Raw genomic sequence first — 20,107 nt, forward strand, 5'->3', positions numbered from 1 at the left:
GCATGACTTCAATTGTTATTCTTATTTCAGGACGTGGTTCCAATATGGAAGCCATCGTTCGTGCCGCTCAAAAAGAGGCCTGGCCAGCTAAAATTTCAGCGGTTATTTCGAACCGTCCAGACGCTGGAGGCCTTGATTTTGCTAGGTCTCACAACATTCCAGCCGAGTCTTTGGATCATCGCCAGTTCGAAAGTCGACAGGCGTTTGATGCCGCATTAATCAAGCTAATTGATACGTATCAGCCTGATTTGGTGGTTTTGGCTGGGTTTATGAGGATCTTGACGGCCGACTTTGTGCAGCATTACGAGGGTCGCTTACTCAATATTCACCCCTCTTTATTGCCGCTTTTCCCAGGTTTGGCGACTCATGAGCAGGCTTTGGAGGCTGGTGTGCAAGAGCATGGGGCAACCGTCCACTTTGTCACTGAGGCTCTAGATCATGGTCCGATCGTCCTTCAGGCCTCTGTTCCAGTGGTTTCTGGGGACACTCCGGACACCCTGGCGCAGCGTGTTTTAAAACAAGAGCACATCATTTATCCTCGCGCTGTGCGCTGGTTCATTGATAATCGCATTTCTATTGATCAAAACCGCGTTTTGGTTAGTCCACCAGAGTCTCAGTTACTCGTATCGCAGGATAAGTAAATTAATGGCTATTGATTCAAAAGCCGTGGCCTCAAGGGCAAAAGCCTTGCCACAACACGTTGAGCATCTATCTGTTGTTATTGCAGAGTTAATGCGTTTTGCCCACCCAGCTGACATGGTTGTTAGCCGCTATTTCCGTTCTCAACCCCGTTTGGGTAATCGAGATCGCGCTTTAATTGCTGAGGCGTCGTTTGCATTTATTCGTCGTAAGACGGAGATTTCTCAGTTTGCTGAGAGTGGGGCAGGTCCTTTGGGTCGTCGCTTAGCCCTGTTAGCTCTATTTGTCACTCTGATTGAGAGTGGTTTAGGTACTGGTAATCGCGCCGAGAGCGCCTTAGCGGACTTGGCCTTTGTGGTTCAGCCAAATGAGGTTGAGTGGCTCAAGCGTTTTGGCATGATTGAACGCGACACTTTGGCGGTATTGACCCGGGTTAATCTGCCTGAATGGATTTGGAGTGCGTTAGGCTCATCCGTTCCTAAAAATGAATGCTTACCTTTGGCAGAAGCGATGCTCAAGGCTGCGCCTTTGGATTTACGTGTCAACACCATCAAAGCTCAGCGAGAAGAGCTTCTAGCCCTTTTAAATGACCTTGGTGGCCGTTACACGGCTGAACCGACACCCTACGCACCAAATGGAGTGCGTTTAAAGGGTAAGCCTGCCTTACAAACTCAAGAATTCTTCAAAAAAGGGTTGGTTGAAGTTCAAGATGAGGGTAGTCAGCTACTAAGTATGCTTTTAGAGCCTAAACGTGGTGAGATGGTGGTGGATTTCTGTGCTGGTGCTGGCGGTAAAACCCTATCCCTTGGTGCCATGATGCGATCCAGTGGCCGACTATATGCCTTTGATGTGTCAGAGAAGCGCTTAGCTAACTTGAAGCCTCGTCTAGCCAAGAGTGGCTTGTCGAACGTGCATCCAGTATGGATTGATAATGAAAATGATGCCAAGGTGAAGCGCTTGGCGGGCAAGATTGATCGTGTCTTAGTCGATGCGCCCTGTAGCGGTTTAGGGACTTTGCGTCGCAATCCAGACTTAAAGTGGCGCCAATCTCCTCAAAGTGTTGCTGAATTGACTCAAAAACAGCTTTCTATTCTGACCTCAGCGGCTCGCTTGTTAAAACCAGGTGGTCGCATCGTGTATGCAACCTGCAGTTTGATTCAGCAAGAAAACCAAGGTGTGGTCGAGGCTTTTTTAGCTAAAAATGAGAATTTTGAGCTAAAAGATCCTAAAGATGTACTAAAAGGCAGCTTCCCAATGATGGGTGATTTGCCAATTGGAGCAAGCGAAGGATCCAGTTACTGGCAGCTATTCCCGCATATTCACGGCACGGATGGCTTTTTTGGCGCCATCTTAGAGAGAAAAGCCTAATTTTAGATAATTAACGCTAATTTTTATTAATTGGCGTTAATTTGTTTCTAAAAAACATGATCTTCATCAAGACTTTTTCACTTCCTTTTAAAAAAATCCAAATACTTGTTAAAATAGACTCTTAAGTTAATTGAGAGGAACCGCCGCATGGCTTGGTTAGAAAGTACAAGGGATTTTGTTTTAAACGGTTTGGCTAATGGCTATTTAAATTGGTCATGGTGGCAAGTGCTATTGATCACCTTATTGCTGACCCACATCACTATTGCTAGCGTGACGATCTTTTTGCATCGTTGCCAGGCTCATCGCGCATTAGAGTTGCATGCGATCCCCTCTCATTTTTTCCGCTTCTGGTTATGGTTAACCACTGGTATGGTAACTAAACAGTGGGCTGCGATTCATCGCAAGCATCACGCTAAGTGCGAAACAGTCGATGATCCTCATAGCCCGCAGATTCTAGGTATCGAGACAGTCTTATCTCGAGGTGCGGAGTTGTATCGTGCTGAAGCCAAGAACAAAGAAACGATTGAGAAATTTGGTCACGGTACGCCGGATGACTGGATTGAAAAGAATTTATATTCCAAGTATCAGTGGCAAGGTGTTGCCTTGATGCTCATCATTGATGTGATTCTTTTTGGCGTATTGGGCGTTACTGTATGGGCCGTTCAGATGTTGTGGATTCCAATTACAGCCGCTGGCATTATTAATGGTATTGGACACTATTGGGGTTATCGCAACTACGACTGCGTGGACGCCTCGACCAATGTGTTTCCGTGGGGCATTTTGATTGGTGGCGAAGAGTTACACAATAACCATCATACTTATGCCACTAGCGCTAAGCTATCCAATAAGTGGTACGAGTTTGATATTGGTTGGGCTTACATACGAACTTTAGAGATATTGGGATTGGCTACAGTGAAGAAATTGCCTCCTAAGCCTATTCTGACTGAGGTTTCTGCGGCTTCAGAAAAGACTTTGCAGGCAGTTATTGCTAACCGTTATGAAGTCATGGCGCGTTATTCAAAAGCATTGCGCCAGACCTTTGATGCTGAAGTTGTGCGTGTTCGTGAATTAGCTAGCCAGTACGGTGATCAGCATCTTTGGTTATACAAAGATGAGGCTAAGTTAACGGCTAATGAGAAGCAGCGCCTTGAAAATCTTATTTTGACCAATAAGTCAGTCAAGTTAATGGTTGAGATGCGTCGTGAACTTGCTTCATTATGGGAACGTTCACACGTCACGAAAGAGCAGTTAACTGCTCAGTTACAAGCTTGGTGCCAAAGAGCTGAGAGCAGCGGCATGACAGGTCTTAAAGACTTCTCATTGCGCCTACGTCGCTATACGATCTAAGTGACTTAAGCGGCTAACTTCCATTCGAGGTTAGCCCTTAATCAGAAGCAAAAAATAAAGCCCGCTAGAAGCGGGCTTTATTTTTGAAGCAAAGGTTAATTACTTAATCTTTGTTTCTTTGTATGAAACGTGCTTACGAGCTTTTGGATCAAACTTCATGATTTCCATTTTCTCAGGCATGTTACGTTTGTTTTTTGTCGTTGTGTAGAAGTGACCTGTACCAGCTGTCGACTCTAACTTGATTTTTTCGCGTCCACCTTTAGCCATTTTGCTGCTCCTTAGATTTCACCGCGAGCACGCAAATCCGCTAATACAGCGTCAATGCCTACTTTATCGATCATGCGAAGACCGGCGTTGGCGATGCGTAAGCTCACCCAACGGTTTTCTGATTCAACCCAAAAACGACGATTTTGCAAGTTTGGCAAAAAGCGACGTTTAGTCTTATTGTTTGCGTGGGAAACATTGTTGCCGACCATCGGCTTCTTCCCTGTGACTTGGCATACTCTCGCCATGACACGCTCCTTAAAGTGCGAAAAGAAAAGATTGTAGCAGGTGGTTCAAAAGTATTCCACTCTCTTGGGTGTTTATTTACTAATAAATCAAAAAATAATTCAAATAAACATTAAATAAAGTTAGTGCTCACTACCGTTTTGATGATTATTTAGGCATTATTTTTAGGTCCATTAAGGATACAGCCCCATGCCTAGCAACGATGCAGTGGTCAAGCAACTGAATTTCAATTAATTGGAGGGCCTTGTGTAACGAGTGCGTTAAAGTCAGATCTGCCTCACTGGGGTCTAGGTGACCACTTGGGTGGTTGTGGGCAATGATTAAATAACTGGCATTTCTCAGTAAACATTCTTTAGCAATTTCCCTAATGTGGACGGTTGTTTCATCAATTGACCCTCTAAATATCTCGTGACAACTAATTAAGCGGAGATGGTTATCAAGATAGAGGCAGACAAAAACCTCATGTTCTTTGTGACCAATTAAAGAAATTAGGTAGTTTTTTACTAAACCTGTAGAAGATAAAACATTCTGTTGCTGTAATTTTTCTAGAAAGCTTCTTTGAACCAATTCATAGATCACCTTGAGTTGAGACCACTTGGCCACACCAATTCCTTTAAACGGATGTAAATCTTTGTAGCTGGCATTCAAGAGGGCGCTGATCGAGCCAAATTCATTCAGAAGGCGCCTGGATAAGTTTAGAGAGTTTTCACCCTGGCTACCGGTTCTTAGAAGAATAGCGAGTAGTTCAGCGTCAGTCATGTTGTCTGGCCCGCTAGAAAGCAGCTTCTCCCTAGGACGAGGTCCTTCTGTGGCTTCATTTTTTATTGTTTGAACAGATTTCTCAAGGGTAGTTAAAATGGCATGATGACGAATACAAATGTGGCCGGCGGTGCCGTAGTTACCGCAACATCTTTCTTGACTCTGAACTATCGGATCATCCTTCCTGAGGGCGGTGATTTGATCAATACTTTTGAGGATAAGCCCGCGACTTTGATGATGGGCACAGGACAGTTCTCTCCGAGTTTGGAAGAGGTCATGATTGGTATGGCTGATGGCGAAAGAAAAACTTTCACGTTGGAGCCTGAGGCTGCATTTGGCGTAAAGAATCCAGATTTGATCAGAGAGATTTCTTTGGCAACATTGAAAGAAAATAGTTCGCCAGAAGAAGAGTATTTGCCTGGCGATATGATTGAGTTCAATGCGCCTAATGGCGCAAAGTATTCTGGCACATTGGTGTCTATTAATGAAGATTCGGCCATGTTTGATTTCAATCATCCATTGGCTGGAAAAACAATTCAGTTTGAAGTTGAAATCATAGGCATTCTTTAATAAATGAATCCTACGGATCAATCCCTGAATCACGTTGGCAGCGATAGCGCTGCTAGTGAAATTCTCTTGGCTCAACCGAGAGGATTTTGTGCAGGGGTTGATCGAGCAATTACGATTGTTGAACAAGCTTTGCAGAAATTTGGGGCGCCTATTTATGTGCGTCATGAAATTGTGCATAACGCCTATGTTGTCAATGATCTGCGTGCTAGAGGTGCGGTCTTCATTGATGACTTGAGTGAAGTACCCCCAGGTAATACCGTTATTTTTAGCGCTCATGGAGTAGCTCCTGCAGTGAGGCAAGAGGCAGAAGAGCGCGGTTTGAAAATATTTGACGCAACTTGTCCTTTGGTTACGAAGGTGCATGTTGAAGTGAGCAAAATGCGCAGAGAAGGTCTGCATATCATCATGATTGGTCATCGAGGTCATCCTGAAGTTGAGGGCACCATGGGCCAGGCACCAGATGGCATCGAACTCGTGGAAAACGTTCAGGATGTTGAGTTACTTGCATTGCCGGCAACAAGTAAAGTTGCCTATGTGACTCAAACAACGTTATCGGTTGATGAGACCAAGGAAATTGTTGATGCTTTAAAGAAGAAATTTCCAGATATCGCTCAACCTAAAAAACAAGACATTTGCTACGCTACCCAAAATCGCCAAGACGCAGTTAAATTTATGGCACCACAAGTTGATCTAGTGATTGTGGTGGGGAGCCCTAATAGCTCTAACTCTAATCGCTTGAGAGAATTGTCTGAAAAGTTGGGGGTTGTTTCCTACATGGTGGATCATCCCAGCCAGCTCGAACCGGAATGGTTTCTTAATAAAAAACGTATTGGATTAACGGCAGGTGCATCAGCCCCTGAAAGTTTGGCGCAATCCATCATTGAACGTATAAAAGAAATGGGGCCGCGAAACGTACGAGTGCTTGACGGCATTATTGAGAACACAGCATTCCCATTGCCTAAAGGCTTATCTTAAGATGTATGGCTCATAAAAAACGCCTCACTTTTGTTAGTTGAGGCGTTTTTTTATTACTGATCGATTGAAGCTTATTTAATTGATTGAATAATTTCTTTCAGCATATCAACCATTTGCTTTAGCTCTTCACGACTAATGTTCAATGCAGGCATGAAGCGCAATAGGTTAGGGCGAGGTGAATTAAGGAGTAATCCAATAGGCTCAAGATTGCGAGCGCGCTCAACAATCTCTGGGCCAATATCACTTTTGAGTTTGAGGGCTCTTAATAAGCCTTCACCGCGTTCGCCATCCAGACCTAGCTCATAACTTAGTTTGAGTAATAACTCTCTCAAGTAAGCACCCTTGGCTTGAACTTCTTCTAAAAATCCAGGTGCTATCAATTGGTTGATAACACTGCAACCAACTGCGGTCATTAATGGATTACCGTTATAGGTGCCGCCCTGATCGCCGGGTTCAAAACAAGCTACTTCATCAGTTGCTAACAAGGCTGCCAAAGGGACACCGCCCCCAATGCCTTTGCCAAGTGTCATGATGTCGGGCGTGATGTCATAAAGTTGGTGAGCAAATAACTTTCCTGTTCGACCACATCCGGCTTGAACTTCATCAACAATTAATAGGATATTGTTTTTCTTGGTAAGAGCTCTGAGGTCACGCATAAATTCATGGCTAGCTGGGATCACGCCGCCTTCACCTTGAACCGGTTCAAGCATAACGGCAACGGTTTTATCAGTGATCAGTTTCTCAACTGAGGCAAGATCATTCAATTCTGCTTTAGGAAAGCCAGGTACTTGCGGTGCAAACATCGTATCCCAACCTTCTTTGCCAGAAGCACTCATAGTAGCTAAGGTTCTGCCGTGGAAGCTGTGATTAAACGTGATGATTTCGTAAGCGTGATTTTTATGCAGCTTGCCCCACTTGCGCGCTAATTTGATAGCGCCTTCATTCGCTTCAGCGCCGCTGTTAGCAAAGAAAACTTTATTAAAGCAGCTGTGACTGGTTAGCAAGTTAGCTAACTCAATCATGGGTTGATTGTAAAAAGCAGGGCTTGGATTAATTACTTTTCTAGCCTGGGCGTCAAGCGCTTCAATGATGCCGGGGTTGGAGTGACCTAAGCAGTTAACAGCCCAACCTTGCAAGAAATCAAGATACTTTTTGCCATGGTCATCAACTAACCATGACCCATGACCTTCAACAAACATAATTTCTGGTCGCTTAGTGATGTACATCACTGAGTGAGTATCAATTTTGCTTTGAGCTGTTGTGTTCATAGTTATCTAGAAAACCTTTATTGATTAAGAGGCAGTTGTACTAAGAGCTGCTTTTTTAGCTAAATCTGCTGCAGATGTAAATGCATCGGCATAAAACTCATCGTCTGGTAATTGGCATTTTGCAACGAAATCGTTCTTTGCTGATTCAACAACAATCGGCGCACCACAAGCGTAAACCTGATAGCCAGACATGTCAGGATTATCTGCCATCGCTGCTTGATGAACAAAACCAGTTCTTCCTGTCCAGTTATCTTCTGGTAAGGCATCGGATGCGACAGGGATGTATTCAAATCCTGGGATCTCTTTTGCCCAAGATAAGCAGAGCTCATGGCGATAAAAATCTTTTGGACGACGACCACCCCAGTAAAGCTTCATCGGACGTTGAATGCCCTCGTGACGCATGTGTTCAATCATGCCTCTAATCGGAGCAAACCCGGTACCAGATGCAATAAAAATGATGGGCTTTTCTGAGTCACGCAAAATAAAGCTGCCGAGCGGACCTTCAAAGCGCAAGATGTCTTTTTCTTTCATCATCGTGCCTGATTCTGCTGTGCCAAATACAAAATCGGTAAATGAACCGCCTGGCATGTGTCGGATGTGTAACTCAATCGGGCCTTCTTCATGAGGGGCGCTTGCCAAAGAGTAAGCGCGACGCTTATCTTTAAGAAGGAATTCGATATATTGCCCCGCTAGGAACTGAAACTTTTCAGTAGCTGGTAGTTGTAGCTTCACAATCACCACATCATCTGTTACTCGATCTAAGCTACTCACGCGGCAAGGAACCTTTTTGATGGCAATATCGCCTGCGCCTTCAACTTCTTTAACATCAATCACACAGTCAGATTGAGCTTTGGCGCAGCAAAATAGAGCGGCACCATTGAATGCTTCTTCAGGGGGTAGGGCTTTTTCACTGTGGTTGCCATGTGTCACTTGGCCTGATTCAACTTTTCCTTTGCATGAGCCGCAAGCACCGTTTTTGCAGCCATAAGGTAAATTAATGCCTTGTTTCAGAGCAGCCTCTAAAACTGTTTCATCGCTGTTAGCGGTAAATGTTTTTCCACTATTTTTAATGGTAATTTGATAAGACACTGACTTTCCTTTTTTAAAGCATTACGATTGAGCACATGCAACGTTTCGGTAAACCTAGAATATTAATCATTGGCTGCGGCGACGTGGGCCTGCGATTGCTATCTCTTTTAAAGAATCGGTATCGGGTATTTGCCCTGACGTCATCTTTGGATAGGGTTAACTCATTAAGAGAAGCAGGTGCTATTCCAATCCATGGAAATTTAGACCAACCTACTACCTTATGGCGTTTATCGCAGCTGGCTCAGCAAGTCATCCATTTGGCACCCCCACCTAATCAGGGCCAAGTAGACACACGAACGCGCAACTTACTCAGGATTTTAGCCCAGCACAGGGGATTTATCAGGCAACTGACATATATTAGTACGACAGGGGTCTATGGGGACTGTGGTGGTGACGTTATTGATGAAACACGTCCAACTAACCCTACTAGTGCCCGGGCTATACGAAGAGTCTCTGCTGAGGCTCAAATCCGTTCTTGGGGCCTCTCTGAAGGGGTTAAAACCAGCATCCTGCGGGTTCCTGGCATTTATGCCGGTGATCGTCTACCGATTGAGCGTTTAAAAAAACAATCTCCTGCTTTGTCTGCTGAAGAAGATGTCTATACCAACCATATCCATGCAGATGATCTGGCAAGGTTGATTGTTTATGCAATGAACAGAGCGCCAGCACAACGCTTAATCAATGCTTGCGATGATAGCCAAATGAAGATGGGCGACTACTTTGACTTGGTTGCCCAGACTTTCAGTCTTACCAAACCACCAAGATTAAAAAGAGTGGATTTGGCAAAAATTGTCGACCCTATGTTGCTGTCATTCATGAGTGAATCAAGACGTATTCAGAATCATCGTTTAGATGAGTTACGTTTCCGCCTTCAGTACCCCACGGTTGAGAGCTTTCTGAGTTCTACTTCCAGTTATCTTTAAGGCCAACGCAGAAATTGAAAACGGGTGTTTGATCACTATGATCAATGCGATCCGCTACAAAGTAACCGTGACGCTCAAACTGGAAACGTTGTTCTGCTGGGATATGACCCAGTCCCGCTTCCAAATAGGCGGTGATAACTTCTTTAGAGTTTGGATTCATAGCATCTAAGAAGTTTTTATCACCACTATCAGGGTGCGGATCTGTAAATAAACGATCGTAAATGCGCACTTCTGCCTTGATAGCATTTTTGGCATTCACCCAGTGAAGATTACCTTTAACTTTGTAGTTATTGGATTCGGGCGTACCGCTCTTGCTATCAGGGAAGTATTGCGCATGAACAGCAGTAATCTTGCCTTGGGCATCTGTGTCGTAGCCAGTGCACTCAATGACAAAACCATGGCGTAAGCGCACGCGGCTGCCAGGTTGACCATCCTTTGGTGGATATAGCCTAAAGAATCCTTTAATAGGTTCTGCCATGAAATCATCTTCTTCAATCCACAACTCTTTGCTGAGGGTGAATTCTCGACGACCCCAATCTTCATGGTGAGGGTGCTTGGGCGCTGAGCATGCCTCTTCCGCTTGATCATCAAAGTTATCTAAGATTAACTTGAGTGGCTTAAGTACGGCAAAGGCTCTCTCAGCTTTCGCATCTAGATCATCGCGCAGTGCCTGCTCTAAAACGGACATATCGATCCAACTATCCGCTTTAGAAACACCAATTCGCTCACAGAACAAGCGGATACTTTCAGGTGTGAAGCCGCGGCGTCGGATACCTACAATGGTTGGCATGCGCGGATCATCCCAGCCGTCAACGCGCTTCTCTTCTACCAATTGCAGTAATTTACGTTTGCTTGTGATCGCGTAGGTCAGATTTAAGCGTGCAAACTCATATTGTTTGGGTAGCGGATCTTTGAAAACACCTGCCTCTTTGAGGGCATTTAGAACCCAGTCGTAGAGAGGGCGATTGTTTTCAAATTCGAGCGTACAGATTGAATGCGTGATGTTTTCAATCGCATCGGAAATACAGTGCGTGAAGTCATAAAGAGGGTAGATGCACCACTTATCACCTGTTCTATGGTGATGGGCGTGACGAATTCGATAAATCACCGGGTCGCGCATCACGATATTAGGGTGCGACATATCAATTTTGAGTCTTAAAACGTGGGCGCCATCTGGATATTTTCCAGACTTCATGTCTCTAAATAATTCAAGATTCTCAGTGCTACTGCGATTTCTGAATGGGCTATTGGTGCCTAGTTGACCAAAGTTGCCACGATTTTTATGGATTTCATCAGCTGACTGGCTATCAATATAGGCTTTGCCCCCTTCAATCAAGGTCTCAGCAAAGGCATATAACTGGTCAAAGTAGTCGCTAGCGTAGTGTTGGTGGGTTACCCCATCCTGAGCCCAGTCAAAGCCAAGCCAATGGACTGCATCAATGATGCTATCCACATATTCTGTTTCTTCTTTGCTAGGGTTGGTGTCATCAAAACGCAAATGGCAGCGAGCACCATTAGGAGCATGGCCATAGTCTTTGGCTAAGCCAAAATTTAAGCAGATACTTTTTGCGTGGCCAATATGGAGATAACCATTAGGCTCAGGCGGAAAGCGGGTGATCACGCTTGGCAGTACCTGACCAGCTTGATCTTGTCGCTGGGCATGCTTACCGCTGGCTAAGTCAGCATCAATGATTTGGCGCAAAAAATTCGAGACCTCTAGGGTCTCGAATTTTGAAGGATTTGGGTTCTTCTTTTCAGACATACCCGTATTGTAGATTTATTCTTCGACGAAAGCTTCTTCTCGTGTTTTCTTAACCGCCGGAAGCATCACAATAAGAACCAATAATGCAGCAGCAATTAACAAGCCTAGGGATAGAGGGCGTGAGAAGAACACCGTGTAGTCGCCTCTGGAAAGGAGCATGGCACGACGGAAATATTCTTCCATCATAGGACCTAATACAAAGCCCAAGAGAAGAGGTGCCGCCTCGCAACCAAGCTTGGTAAATAGGTAGCCAAGAATGCCAAATAACACTGTTAAATAGATATCAAAGGTTGTGTTGTTGACTGTATAAACGCCAATACAACAAAATACTAAGATTGCTGGATAGAGATGTTTGTATGGGATTGTTAATAGCTTCACCCAAACGCCAATCAGCGGAAGGTTCAAGATGATTAACATCAAGTTACCAATCCACATTGAGGCAATCAATCCCCAGAAAAGAGCAGGATTAGATGACATGACCTGTGGACCAGGTTGAATGTTATGAATGGTCATCGCGCCAACCATCAATGCCATCACAGCATTAGGTGGGATACCAAGAGTTAACAAAGGAATGAAAGATGTTTGTGATGCTGCATTGTTGGCAGATTCCGGACCGGCAACACCTTCAATCGCACCTTTACCAAACTCAGCGCTGTACTTAGAAGTTTTCTTTTCTAGAGAGTAGGCTGAGAAGGCTGCAAGAGGCGCGCCGCCACCTGGAAGAACACCCAATATTGACCCGATAGTTGTGCCGCGCAAAATAGAAGGCATCATGCGCTTGAAGTCAGTTTTGTTGGGCCACAAATTTGTGACTTTATCTAAGAAAGTCTCGCGCGCTTCTTTTTGTGAAAGGTTGTTCATGATTTCAGCAAAGCCAAACATGCCCATTGCCACAGCAACGAAACCAATACCATCAGTCATTTGTGGAATATCAAATGAGTAACGTGCTGTACCGGAGTTAACGTCTGTTCCAACGAGGCCCAATAACAAACCTAAAACAATCATAGCAATCGCTTTAATCAATGAACCTGATGCCAAAACAACTGCACCAATCAGGCCAAGAACCATCAGTGAAAAGTATTCTGCGGGACCAAATTTGAAAGCTAATTCAGATAGGGGTACAGCAAAAGCTGCCAAAACTAATGTGGCAACGCAGCCAGCAAAGAATGAGCCGAAACCTGCTGTAAATAAAGCTACACCAGCACGACCGCGCCTAGCCATCTGATAACCATCAATAGCGGTCACAACGGATGCCGATTCGCCAGGAATATTAACTAGGATGGCGGTTGTAGATCCACCGTATTGAGCACCGTAGTAAATACCTGCCAACATAATGAGGGCGGCTACAGGTGGCAATGCGTATGTGGCAGGCAAAAGCATCGCAATCGTCGCGATAGGGCCAAGGCCTGGTAGAACGCCAATCAGCGTACCTAATATGCAGCCAATTAAACAGTAAAGTAGATTTTGATAGGTTAAAGCAGTGCTAAAGCCTAGGGCTAAATTATCTAGTAATTCCATTTCAATACTCCTAGGGGTTTAAGCGGTAAAGATAGTTGGCCACACCTGGAACTGAAGCTTCAGTCCCCAGATGAAAGCAATGTAGGCAATTACATTCAAGATGATGGCGTTAACGATGGTGCCTTTCCAGTGAAACTCATGGCTAGCCATAGCTGAAATAAATACAAGTGCCAATATCGAGAGCATTAGCCCTAAATGAGCCAATACGAGACCAAAAAACACAACCGAGCCTAGAACCCAAATAATTGAGGGCCAATGCCATTTTTCGAGCGTGTCCACATGAGACTTCTGTGACATAGCGGTCATGGTAATAATCGCACCAAGCACTGAAAGTAATAAACCTAACCAAAATGGGAAGAAACCTGGCCCCATTTTTGCTGATGTCCCCATACTGTACGTTGTTGCAACGTAGGAAAATCCTGCGCCAATTGCAACAAACAACAAACCTGAAGCAAAGTCTTTTTGACTGCGAACTTGCATACTAAAACCCTCTATTTTTTTGTAAAAAATGTCTCAGAGCTCGATTGTAAGCTTTCCTAAAGGTTGGGCGAAATTTTAATTGGTCAGGGTTTACGCTAGATAAGCCTCTCTGAGTCATAATTATGGTCATGAAAGTTACTCAAATACGCGAAAATTTCCTAAAGTTCTTTGAATCCAAGGGGCATCAAGTTGTCTCGTCTAGTCCGGTTGTTCCCGGGGATGATCCAACCCTGCTATTCACCAATGCAGGTATGAACCAATTCAAAGATGTTTTCTTGGGCTTTGATAAGCGCCCGTACACGAGAGCAACCACTGCTCAAAAGTGTATCCGAGCGGGTGGTAAGCACAATGACTTAGATAACGTTGGCTACACAGCCCGTCACCATACTTTTTTTGAGATGTTGGGTAATTTCTCATTTGGCGACTATTTCAAGCGTGATGCGATCAGTTATGCCTGGGAATTGCTCACCACGGTTTACAAGCTTCCTCCTGAGAAGCTATGGGTGACTGTGTATGCAGAAGACGATGAAGCTTATGAAATCTGGAGTAAAGAAGTAGGTGTTCCAGCTGAGCGCATTGTTCGCATTGGTGACAATAAAGGTGGTCGTTACGCTTCTGATAATTTCTGGATGATGGGCGATACAGGTCCTTGTGGACCTTGTACGGAAATTTTCTTTGATCATGGAGAAGATGTACCTGGAGGTCCTCCTGGAAGCCCTAATGAAGATGGTGATCGCTACATTGAGATTTGGAATAACGTTTTCATGCAGTTCAATCGTGATGAAGACGGTGTCATGCACCCCTTGCCAAAGCCTAGCGTGGATACAGGTATGGGCTTGGAGCGTATTGCGGCTGTTTTACAGCATGTGCATTCTAATTATGAGATCGATCTTTTCGTTAATTTGTTAAATGCCGCTAAGGCAGCTGTGGATGGTGCTGGTGCGGGTCAGTGTGACGCTAACAGTCCTTCGCTAAAAGTCATTGCTGATCATATTCGTGCATGTACTTTTACAGTGGTGGATGGTGTGATTCCTGGTAATGCTGGACGTGGATATGTTCTGCGTCGTATTACGCGCCGTGCTATTCGTCACGGTTACAAGCTAGGTGCTCGCGCACCATTCTTTCATAAAATTGTTAGTGCACTCGTTAAAGAGATGGGTGAAGCCTATCCTGAATTAAGAGCTAATGAAGCGCGTGTTACGGAAGTTTTAAGACAGGAAGAAGAGCGTTTTTTCCAAACGATTGCTAATGGCATGGAGATTTTGGAATCAGCCCTTGCGACCGGTACGAAGGTGATCGATGGTGAAACTGCATTTAAGTTGCATGACACATTTGGATTCCCGCTGGATTTAACGGCAGACGTATGTCGAGAGCGTGATGTCACTGTTGATGATGCTGGTTTCGAAATAGCCATGAATCGTCAGCGAGAGCAAGCTAGAGCTGCTGGCAAATTCAAAATGGCTCAAGGCCTTGAGTACGCTGGTGCGCCCACCACTTTCTATGGCTATGACTCATTAAATCAAGACTCAGCCAACGTGTTGGCTTTGTATGTAGACGGTAGCCAAGTTCAAAGCATTAAAGCTGGTGATAGTGCTGTGGTGGTTTTAGATAAGACGCCTTTCTATGCCGAATCTGGAGGTCAGGTTGGTGATGCGGGTGAGCTTCGTAATGCATCGAGCTTATTTGAGGTGGAAGACACTCTTAAAATTCAAGCGGACGTTTTTGGTCATCATGGCCAAGTTGCTGAGGGTGAGATTAAGGTGGGTGATCAATTGGGCGCCAAGGTGAATGCTGAGCGTCGTTTACGCACTATTCGTCATCACAGTGCCACTCACTTGATGCACAAAGCTTTGCGTGAAGTTCTAGGTGCTCATGTGCAGCAAAAAGGATCCTTAGTTGATCCTGATAAAACTCGTTTTGACTTCACTCATACTGCACCAATGACTGCGGCTGAGATCAAGCAAGTCGAAGACTTGGTTAATGCTGAAATCTTAGCGAATGCACAAGCCTCTGCAAAAGTGATGAGCTTGGATGATGCGCAGAAAACCGGTGCCATGATGTTGTTTGGCGAGAAGTACGGTGAGACTGTTCGCGTTCTCGAAATTGGGTCATCCAAAGAGCTTTGTGGCGGTACTCATGTGCAGCGTACAGGTGATATCGGTGTTTTCAAAATCTTGGCTGAGAGCGGTGTAGCAGCAGGTATTCGAAGAGTAGAAGCCATTGCTGGTGATCGCGCTTTGGCCTACCTCCAGAAATTGGATACGCAAGTGAACCAGTTGGCTGCAGCACTCAAAGCAACCCCAAGTGATCTACAGCAACGTATTACGCAGTTGCAAGATCATGCCCGTGCTCTCGAAAAAGAACTCGAGCGCTTAGGTTCCAAACTAGCGGCTAGCCAAGGTGATGACCTCATGTCTCAAGCCATTGAGATCAAGGGTATTAAAGTGCTTGCTGCTCAATTAGAGGGCGCTGATGCTAAGGTTTTAAGAGAGACTTTGGACCAACTTAAAAACAAGCTAAAGTCAGCAACAATTGTTTTAGCCTCTGTTCAAGATGGCAAGGTTCAGTTGGCTGCAGGTGTGACGGCTGATGCGATCGCTAAAGTGAAAGCTGGCGACTTGGTGAACTTTGTTGCTCAACAAGTTGGTGGTAAAGGTGGCGGTAAGCCGGATATGGCCATGGCAGGCGGAACAGACCCTAAGGGTTTGCCATCTGCACTTCAGAGTGTTCAAGCTTGGGTAGCGGAGCGTCTATGAGCGCGCCATCGCAAATTGATAAAGAGGTAGATGCGACCGGTTTAACTTGCCCGTTACCGATCTTGAGAGCTAAGAAGGCGCTTGCGGAAATGCAGAGTGGTGAAATACTTAAAGTGACTGCAACAGATACCGGTTCTTCCACTGATTTTCCGGTGTTTGCTAAGCAAACCGGAAATGATTTGTTGGCTCAAGAAAAAGTGGGCGAGGCGTTTGTTTTTTATTTAAAGCGTCGCTAATTAAAAATAGATAAGCCAAAGTAGAAAAACTAGAAACACCAGAAACGCAAAAGGCTCGATTAAGGAATTAATCGAGCCTTTTTATTTAAAGCCTCACTCATTAAGTGAGTGAGGCAGAAGATCAATCGATACGCTTTATTGGCTGCGAGTTTTTAAGAACTCTTTAAATCCGTCTTTTACTTCTGGGTGACGAAGCGCAAAATCAACGGTTGCTTTGAGGTAACCCAACTTGCTACCGCAGTCATAGCGAACACCTTCGTATTCATAGGCTAAAACCTGCTCTTGACTCAATAAAGATTGGATGGCATCAGTTAACTGAAGCTCACCACCAGCGCCTGGTTTGATATTTCTAATGTGATCGAAGATTCTTGAAGATAAGATGTATCGACCAACAACGCCCAAGTTCGAAGGTGCGTTAGCAGGCTCAGGTTTCTCAACAATGCCATTCAGTTTGTAGATACGATCTTCAAAAACTTTGCCATCGATCACGCCATAAGATTTGCTTTGTTCTGGAGAGATTTTCTCAACACCCAATATTGAGCTACGGTAGTGCTGATATTGATCAACCATTTGTTTCATAACTGGCACAGGGCTGTCCAATAAGTCATCGGCCAAGATAACGGCGAAAGCTTCATCTCTGATCAATTTTTCCGCACATAGAACGGCATGCCCTAAACCAAGAGCTTCAGGTTGACGAACATAGACGCAGTCAACGTGGCTTGGCTTGATGCTACGAACCAATTGGAGTAGCTCTTGCTTGTTCTTGGCCTCTAATTCAGCTTCCAATTCATAAGCTTTATCAAAGTGATCTTCGATGGCGCGCTTGCTGCGACCAGTCACAAAAATCATTTCAGTGATGCCGGCTGCCATCGCTTCTTCAACCGCATATTGAATGAGCGGCTTATCCACGACATTCAACATTTCTTTAGGGCTTGCTTTTGTTGCAGGTAAGAAGCGTGTGCCTAGACCTGCAACAGGAAAGACGGCTTTGGTGATTGGATTAGTCATATTAGGATGGTAAACGATTTAATTGGCTCTTTAGCTTTTCAACGAGAGACTCAAATTCAGCAAGACGTTGCTTTTCTTGCGCTACAACAGCCTCTGGTGCTCGCGCCACAAAGCTCTCATTATTTAACTTGGCATTTGCTTTTGCAATTTCACCGTTAATGCGATCGATTTCTTTTCCAAGACGTTGCTTTTCAGCAGCGGCATCGATCTCAACTTTTAGCAAAATTTTAGTATTACCCACAATCGCTACTGGTGCACCAGCACCATCCGCTTCAAGCTGTGCCTCATCCTCATAAATCTTGACCTCTGAAAGTTTGGCTAAGGCTTGGATATAAGGTGCTGCTACTTTTAAGTAAGCTGCATTACCAGATACATAGAGTGGAACACGTAGGGCAGGAGAGATTTGCATCTCACCACGTAAATTGCGGCAAGCATCGACGAGCGCTTTTATTTCTGCAACCCAGGCTTCACTCTTTTCATCAATCTTTTGAGGTTGGGCTATTGGGTAGGGCTGAAGAGCGATCGTTTGTTTTTCTTGTGACTCTAACGATTTACCTGAAATCGGCGCAACAATTTGCCATAGTTCTTCTGTAATAAAAGGAATAACTGGGTGAGCTAAACGTAAGATCGTTTCTAATACTCTCAAAAGCGTTCTACGCGTTGCTCTTTGCTGTGCTGGCGTGCCATTTTGAATTTGTACCTTAGCGAGCTCGAGGTACCAGTCACAATACTCATCCCAAACAAATTGATAAATCGATGTGGAGATATTGTCAAAGCGGTAATCTTTAAAACCTTTATCAATATCAGCTTCCACTCGTTGCAGCAACGAAACAATCCAGCGATCAGCTGGTGAAAAATCCAAGTAACCTTCTGGACCGCAGTCACCCACGCATTCAGCAATGCCGTTGTCCTCTGGTGTACCTGGGCAGTTCATCAAAACAAATCGTGTGGCGTTCCAAAGTTTGTTGCAGAAGTTTCTGTAACCTTCGCAGCGCTTTTGATCAAAGTTGATGCTGCGACCAAGAGTAGCCATTGATGCAAATGTAAATCGCAATGCATCTGTACCAAATGCAGGGATACCATCCGGGAACTCTTTCTTCGTCTTTTTGGTAATGCTTTCGGCTTGCTTAGGATTCATCAAGCCTGTTGTACGTTTTGCTAAAAGAGTTTCAAGATCAATGCCATCAATTAGATCGATAGGGTCCAAGGTATTGCCTTTGGACTTACTCATTTTTTGTCCTTCAGCATCTCTTACCAAGCCGTGAACATAAACTGTTTCAAAAGGAATCTTGCCGGTGAAGTGGCAGGTCATCATGACCATGCGGGCAACCCAGAAGAAAATAATATCGAAACCCGTTACTAGAGCAGATGAAGGTAAGAAGTGGGCTAGTTCAGGAGTTTTATTAGGCCAACCTAATGATGAAAATGGCACTAAGGCTGAGCTAAACCAAGTATCGAGCACGTCATCGTCGCGACGTAGAGAACCTGTGTAGCCATTGGCTTTAGCTTTGGCCTGAGCTTCCTCTTCGGTGCGAGCAACCACAATCTTGCCATCGTCTTGATACCAAGCTGGAATTTGATGCCCCCACCATAGTTGACGAGAGATACACCAATCCTGGATACCTTCAAGCCACTGGTTGTAAGTGGTTGTCCAGTTCTCTGGAACAAACTTCACGTCACCGCACTTCACGGCATCCAGAGCAGCTTCGGCAATCGATTTACCAGGGCGGTATAAGTTATGTTCGGTTGGCTTTGACATCGCCACAAACCATTGATCCGTGAGCATAGGCTCAATGACCGATTTGGTTCTGTCACCTCTTGGCACCATGAGGGTGTGAGGTTGCACTTTTTCCAATAAGCTTAGAGACTCTAAATCAGCAACGATGAGTTTTCTGGCATCAAAGCGATCCAGGCCTTGATACTTTTGAGGTGCTTGATCATTGATCTTGGCATCCAAGGTTAGGATGTTGATCATTTCTAGTTGGTGACGTAAACCAACGGCATAGTCATTAAAGTCATGAGCCGGCGTAACTTTCACCACGCCAGTTCCAAATGCTGGGTCAACATAATCATCTGCAATGATCGGAATCTTCCGGTCAGATAAAGGTAAGTTGACGGTTTGACCAATTAAATGCTTATAACGCTCATCCTCTGGGTGGACCATTACAGCGACGTCGCCCAGCATGGTTTCTGGTCGAGTGGTGGCTACCGTTAAATGACCCGAACCATCGGTTAAGGGGTAGCGAATGTGCCACATGGAGCCTTGTTCTTCTTCGCTCTCTACTTCTAAGTCTGAAACGGCTGTTCCAAGAATGGGGTCCCAATTGACAAGGCGCTTGCCTCTATAAATCAAACCTTGCTCGTATAGGCTAACAAAGACCTCAACAACGGCTTGAGACATTTTGTCGTCCATTGTGAAATATTCACGGCTCCAATCAATGGATGCCCCTAGGCGACGTATTTGACGGGTGATGGTGGAGCCCGATTGTTCTTTCCATGCCCAGACCTTCTCCAAGAACTTTTCGCGCCCTAAATCGTGTCTAGAGACCTTTTGAGCATCTAGCTGTCTTTCAACTACGATCTGGGTAGCGATACCAGCATGGTCAGTGCCTGGAACCCATAAGGTGTTTTTGCCGCTCATTCGAGCATGTCTGGCTAAGCCATCCATGATCGTTTGATTGAAGGCGTGGCCCATATGAAGGGTGCCTGTGACGTTGGGCGGAGGCAGCTGGATACAAAAACTGGCCTTTTGGTCGTCCAAAGTGGCGGTGGCAATACCCCTTTTTTCCCACTCAGGACCCCATTGGGCCTCGATGTTGGAGGGTTCGAAAGATTTAGCGAGATCAGAAAGATTTTTAGACATAAGCTGCAATTATAATTTTTTGTTGAACCTAAAGGC

At 44.9% G+C, this 20,107-nt stretch carries 18 protein-coding genes; 8 read left to right on the forward strand and 10 right to left on the reverse strand.

All coding sequences use genetic code 11. From position 1 onward, the window contains the following. Positions 1-2: 2 nt before the first annotated feature. From purN to ICN28_RS07420, 3 genes are all read left to right on the forward strand, one after another. Entirely contained in the window at positions 3-641 is a 639-nt protein-coding gene (gene purN, locus ICN28_RS07410; RefSeq protein WP_216287466.1) for a phosphoribosylglycinamide formyltransferase, read from the forward strand. Between the two features lie 4 nt (positions 642-645). Then, positions 646-2,007, forward strand: a complete 1,362-nt coding sequence (locus ICN28_RS07415; RefSeq protein WP_216287467.1) for an RsmB/NOP family class I SAM-dependent RNA methyltransferase — start codon at positions 646-648, stop codon at positions 2,005-2,007. Between the two features lie 147 nt (positions 2,008-2,154). Then, entirely contained in the window at positions 2,155-3,354 is a 1,200-nt protein-coding gene (locus tag ICN28_RS07420) for a fatty acid desaturase (protein ID WP_216287468.1), read from the forward strand. Between the two features lie 99 nt (positions 3,355-3,453). On the opposite strand, the gene rpmG is transcribed toward ICN28_RS07420, so the two are convergent. The 3 genes from rpmG to radC all read right to left on the reverse strand — a co-directional run bounded on the left by rpmG (position 3,454) and on the right by radC (position 4,842). After that, positions 3,454-3,621: a 50S ribosomal protein L33 gene (gene rpmG, locus ICN28_RS07425; RefSeq protein WP_088813097.1), complete on the reverse strand. Its 168-nt coding sequence runs from the start codon at positions 3,619-3,621 to the stop codon at positions 3,454-3,456. An 11-nt stretch (positions 3,622-3,632) separates the two neighbouring features. Then, complete coding sequence (rpmB, locus tag ICN28_RS07430; protein ID WP_216287469.1) at positions 3,633-3,866, reverse strand: 50S ribosomal protein L28; 234 nt, start codon at positions 3,864-3,866, stop codon at positions 3,633-3,635. A 145-nt stretch (positions 3,867-4,011) separates the two neighbouring features. Then, positions 4,012-4,842 carry a DNA repair protein RadC gene (gene radC, locus ICN28_RS07435; protein ID WP_370626482.1) on the reverse strand — a complete coding sequence of 277 codons (831 nt, stop codon included), beginning with the start codon at positions 4,840-4,842 and terminating at the stop codon, positions 4,012-4,014. Here radC and ICN28_RS07440 point away from each other — a divergent pair. Both ICN28_RS07440 and ispH read left to right on the forward strand, forming a co-directional pair. Beyond that, a complete protein-coding gene (locus ICN28_RS07440) occupies positions 4,729-5,193 on the forward strand; it encodes a peptidylprolyl isomerase (RefSeq protein WP_216288186.1) in 465 nt (154 codons plus the stop codon). The two genes, radC and ICN28_RS07440, sit on opposite strands and share 114 nt — an antisense overlap. Before the next feature lie 3 nt (positions 5,194-5,196). Then, positions 5,197-6,168, forward strand: a complete 972-nt coding sequence (gene ispH / locus ICN28_RS07445) for a 4-hydroxy-3-methylbut-2-enyl diphosphate reductase (protein ID WP_216287474.1) — start codon at positions 5,197-5,199, stop codon at positions 6,166-6,168. A gap of 71 nt (positions 6,169-6,239) precedes the next feature. Here the strand turns inward: ispH and ICN28_RS07450 are convergent, their stop codons facing one another. Beyond that, complete coding sequence (locus ICN28_RS07450; RefSeq protein WP_216287476.1) at positions 6,240-7,436, reverse strand: acetylornithine transaminase; 1,197 nt, start codon at positions 7,434-7,436, stop codon at positions 6,240-6,242. Positions 7,437-7,460: 24 nt separating this feature from the next. Further along, on the reverse strand, positions 7,461-8,525 hold the full coding sequence (locus ICN28_RS07455; RefSeq protein ID WP_216287478.1) for a 2Fe-2S iron-sulfur cluster-binding protein: 1,065 nt from the start codon (positions 8,523-8,525) through the stop codon (positions 7,461-7,463). Between the two features lie 35 nt (positions 8,526-8,560). Between ICN28_RS07455 and ICN28_RS07460 the strand changes: the two genes are divergently transcribed. Beyond that, complete coding sequence (locus tag ICN28_RS07460; RefSeq protein ID WP_216287480.1) at positions 8,561-9,448, forward strand: SDR family oxidoreductase; 888 nt, start codon at positions 8,561-8,563, stop codon at positions 9,446-9,448. On the opposite strand, the gene ICN28_RS07465 is transcribed toward ICN28_RS07460, so the two are convergent. The 3 genes from ICN28_RS07465 to ICN28_RS07475 are packed head-to-tail and all read right to left on the reverse strand — an operon-like array spanning position 9,429 to position 13,208. Beyond that, positions 9,429-11,210, reverse strand: coding sequence for a glutamine--tRNA ligase/YqeY domain fusion protein (locus ICN28_RS07465; protein ID WP_216287482.1), 1,782 nt, complete (start codon positions 11,208-11,210; stop codon positions 9,429-9,431). The two genes, ICN28_RS07460 and ICN28_RS07465, sit on opposite strands and share 20 nt — an antisense overlap. A gap of 15 nt (positions 11,211-11,225) precedes the next feature. Continuing rightward, positions 11,226-12,728 (reverse strand): tripartite tricarboxylate transporter permease, encoded by a 1,503-nt coding sequence (locus ICN28_RS07470; RefSeq protein ID WP_216287484.1) that lies wholly within the window; start codon positions 12,726-12,728, stop codon positions 11,226-11,228. Positions 12,729-12,746: 18 nt separating this feature from the next. Next, a complete protein-coding gene (locus ICN28_RS07475) occupies positions 12,747-13,208 on the reverse strand; it encodes a tripartite tricarboxylate transporter TctB family protein (RefSeq protein ID WP_216287486.1) in 462 nt (153 codons plus the stop codon). A gap of 128 nt (positions 13,209-13,336) precedes the next feature. Here ICN28_RS07475 and alaS point away from each other — a divergent pair, with 128 nt between their 5' ends. Further along, positions 13,337-15,964 (forward strand): alanine--tRNA ligase, encoded by a 2,628-nt coding sequence (gene alaS, locus ICN28_RS07480; RefSeq protein WP_216287488.1) that lies wholly within the window; start codon positions 13,337-13,339, stop codon positions 15,962-15,964. Next, the gene (locus ICN28_RS07485; protein ID WP_216287489.1) at positions 15,961-16,200 is read left to right on the forward strand and encodes a sulfurtransferase TusA family protein; all 240 of its coding nucleotides are present in this window, start codon (positions 15,961-15,963) and stop codon (positions 16,198-16,200) included. The genes alaS and ICN28_RS07485 overlap by 4 nt, the downstream gene beginning before the upstream one ends. Before the next feature lie 135 nt (positions 16,201-16,335). Here the strand turns inward: ICN28_RS07485 and galU are convergent, their stop codons facing one another. Further along, positions 16,336-17,208: a UTP--glucose-1-phosphate uridylyltransferase GalU gene (gene galU, locus ICN28_RS07490; protein WP_216287490.1), complete on the reverse strand. Its 873-nt coding sequence runs from the start codon at positions 17,206-17,208 to the stop codon at positions 16,336-16,338. 1 nt (position 17,209) lies between these two features. Further along, positions 17,210-20,071 carry a valine--tRNA ligase gene (locus ICN28_RS07495; RefSeq protein WP_216287494.1) on the reverse strand — a complete coding sequence of 954 codons (2,862 nt, stop codon included), beginning with the start codon at positions 20,069-20,071 and terminating at the stop codon, positions 17,210-17,212. Positions 20,072-20,107: the final 36 nt, after the last annotated feature.

This window comes from Polynucleobacter sp. 30F-ANTBAC (assembly GCF_018882385.1).
Lineage (GTDB): Bacteria > Pseudomonadota > Gammaproteobacteria > Burkholderiales > Burkholderiaceae > Polynucleobacter.

Bases quoted from the DNA above. Each gene is read 5' to 3' on its own strand.
- ICN28_RS07440 (WP_216288186.1), top strand. From the start codon at position 4,729: ATGACGAATACAAATGTGGCCGGCGGTGCCGTAGTTACCGCAACATCT.
- ICN28_RS07420 (WP_216287468.1), top strand. From the start codon at position 2,155: ATGGCTTGGTTAGAAAGTACAAGGGATTTTGTTTTAAACGGTTTGGCT.
- ICN28_RS07450 (WP_216287476.1), bottom strand. From the start codon at position 7,436: ATGAACACAACAGCTCAAAGCAAAATTGATACTCACTCAGTGATGTAC.
- purN (WP_216287466.1), top strand. From the start codon at position 3: ATGACTTCAATTGTTATTCTTATTTCAGGACGTGGTTCCAATATGGAA.
- ICN28_RS07415 (WP_216287467.1), top strand. From the start codon at position 646: ATGGCTATTGATTCAAAAGCCGTGGCCTCAAGGGCAAAAGCCTTGCCA.
- ICN28_RS07465 (WP_216287482.1), bottom strand. From the start codon at position 11,210: ATGTCTGAAAAGAAGAACCCAAATCCTTCAAAATTCGAGACCCTAGAG.
- alaS (WP_216287488.1), top strand. From the start codon at position 13,337: ATGAAAGTTACTCAAATACGCGAAAATTTCCTAAAGTTCTTTGAATCC.
- ispH (WP_216287474.1), top strand. From the start codon at position 5,197: ATGAATCCTACGGATCAATCCCTGAATCACGTTGGCAGCGATAGCGCT.
- rpmG (WP_088813097.1), bottom strand. From the start codon at position 3,621: ATGGCTAAAGGTGGACGCGAAAAAATCAAGTTAGAGTCGACAGCTGGT.
- ICN28_RS07485 (WP_216287489.1), top strand. From the start codon at position 15,961: ATGAGCGCGCCATCGCAAATTGATAAAGAGGTAGATGCGACCGGTTTA.
- ICN28_RS07460 (WP_216287480.1), top strand. From the start codon at position 8,561: ATGCAACGTTTCGGTAAACCTAGAATATTAATCATTGGCTGCGGCGAC.
- ICN28_RS07475 (WP_216287486.1), bottom strand. From the start codon at position 13,208: ATGCAAGTTCGCAGTCAAAAAGACTTTGCTTCAGGTTTGTTGTTTGTT.
- rpmB (WP_216287469.1), bottom strand. From the start codon at position 3,866: ATGGCGAGAGTATGCCAAGTCACAGGGAAGAAGCCGATGGTCGGCAAC.
- ICN28_RS07470 (WP_216287484.1), bottom strand. From the start codon at position 12,728: ATGGAATTACTAGATAATTTAGCCCTAGGCTTTAGCACTGCTTTAACC.
- ICN28_RS07495 (WP_216287494.1), bottom strand. From the start codon at position 20,071: ATGTCTAAAAATCTTTCTGATCTCGCTAAATCTTTCGAACCCTCCAAC.
- galU (WP_216287490.1), bottom strand. From the start codon at position 17,208: ATGACTAATCCAATCACCAAAGCCGTCTTTCCTGTTGCAGGTCTAGGC.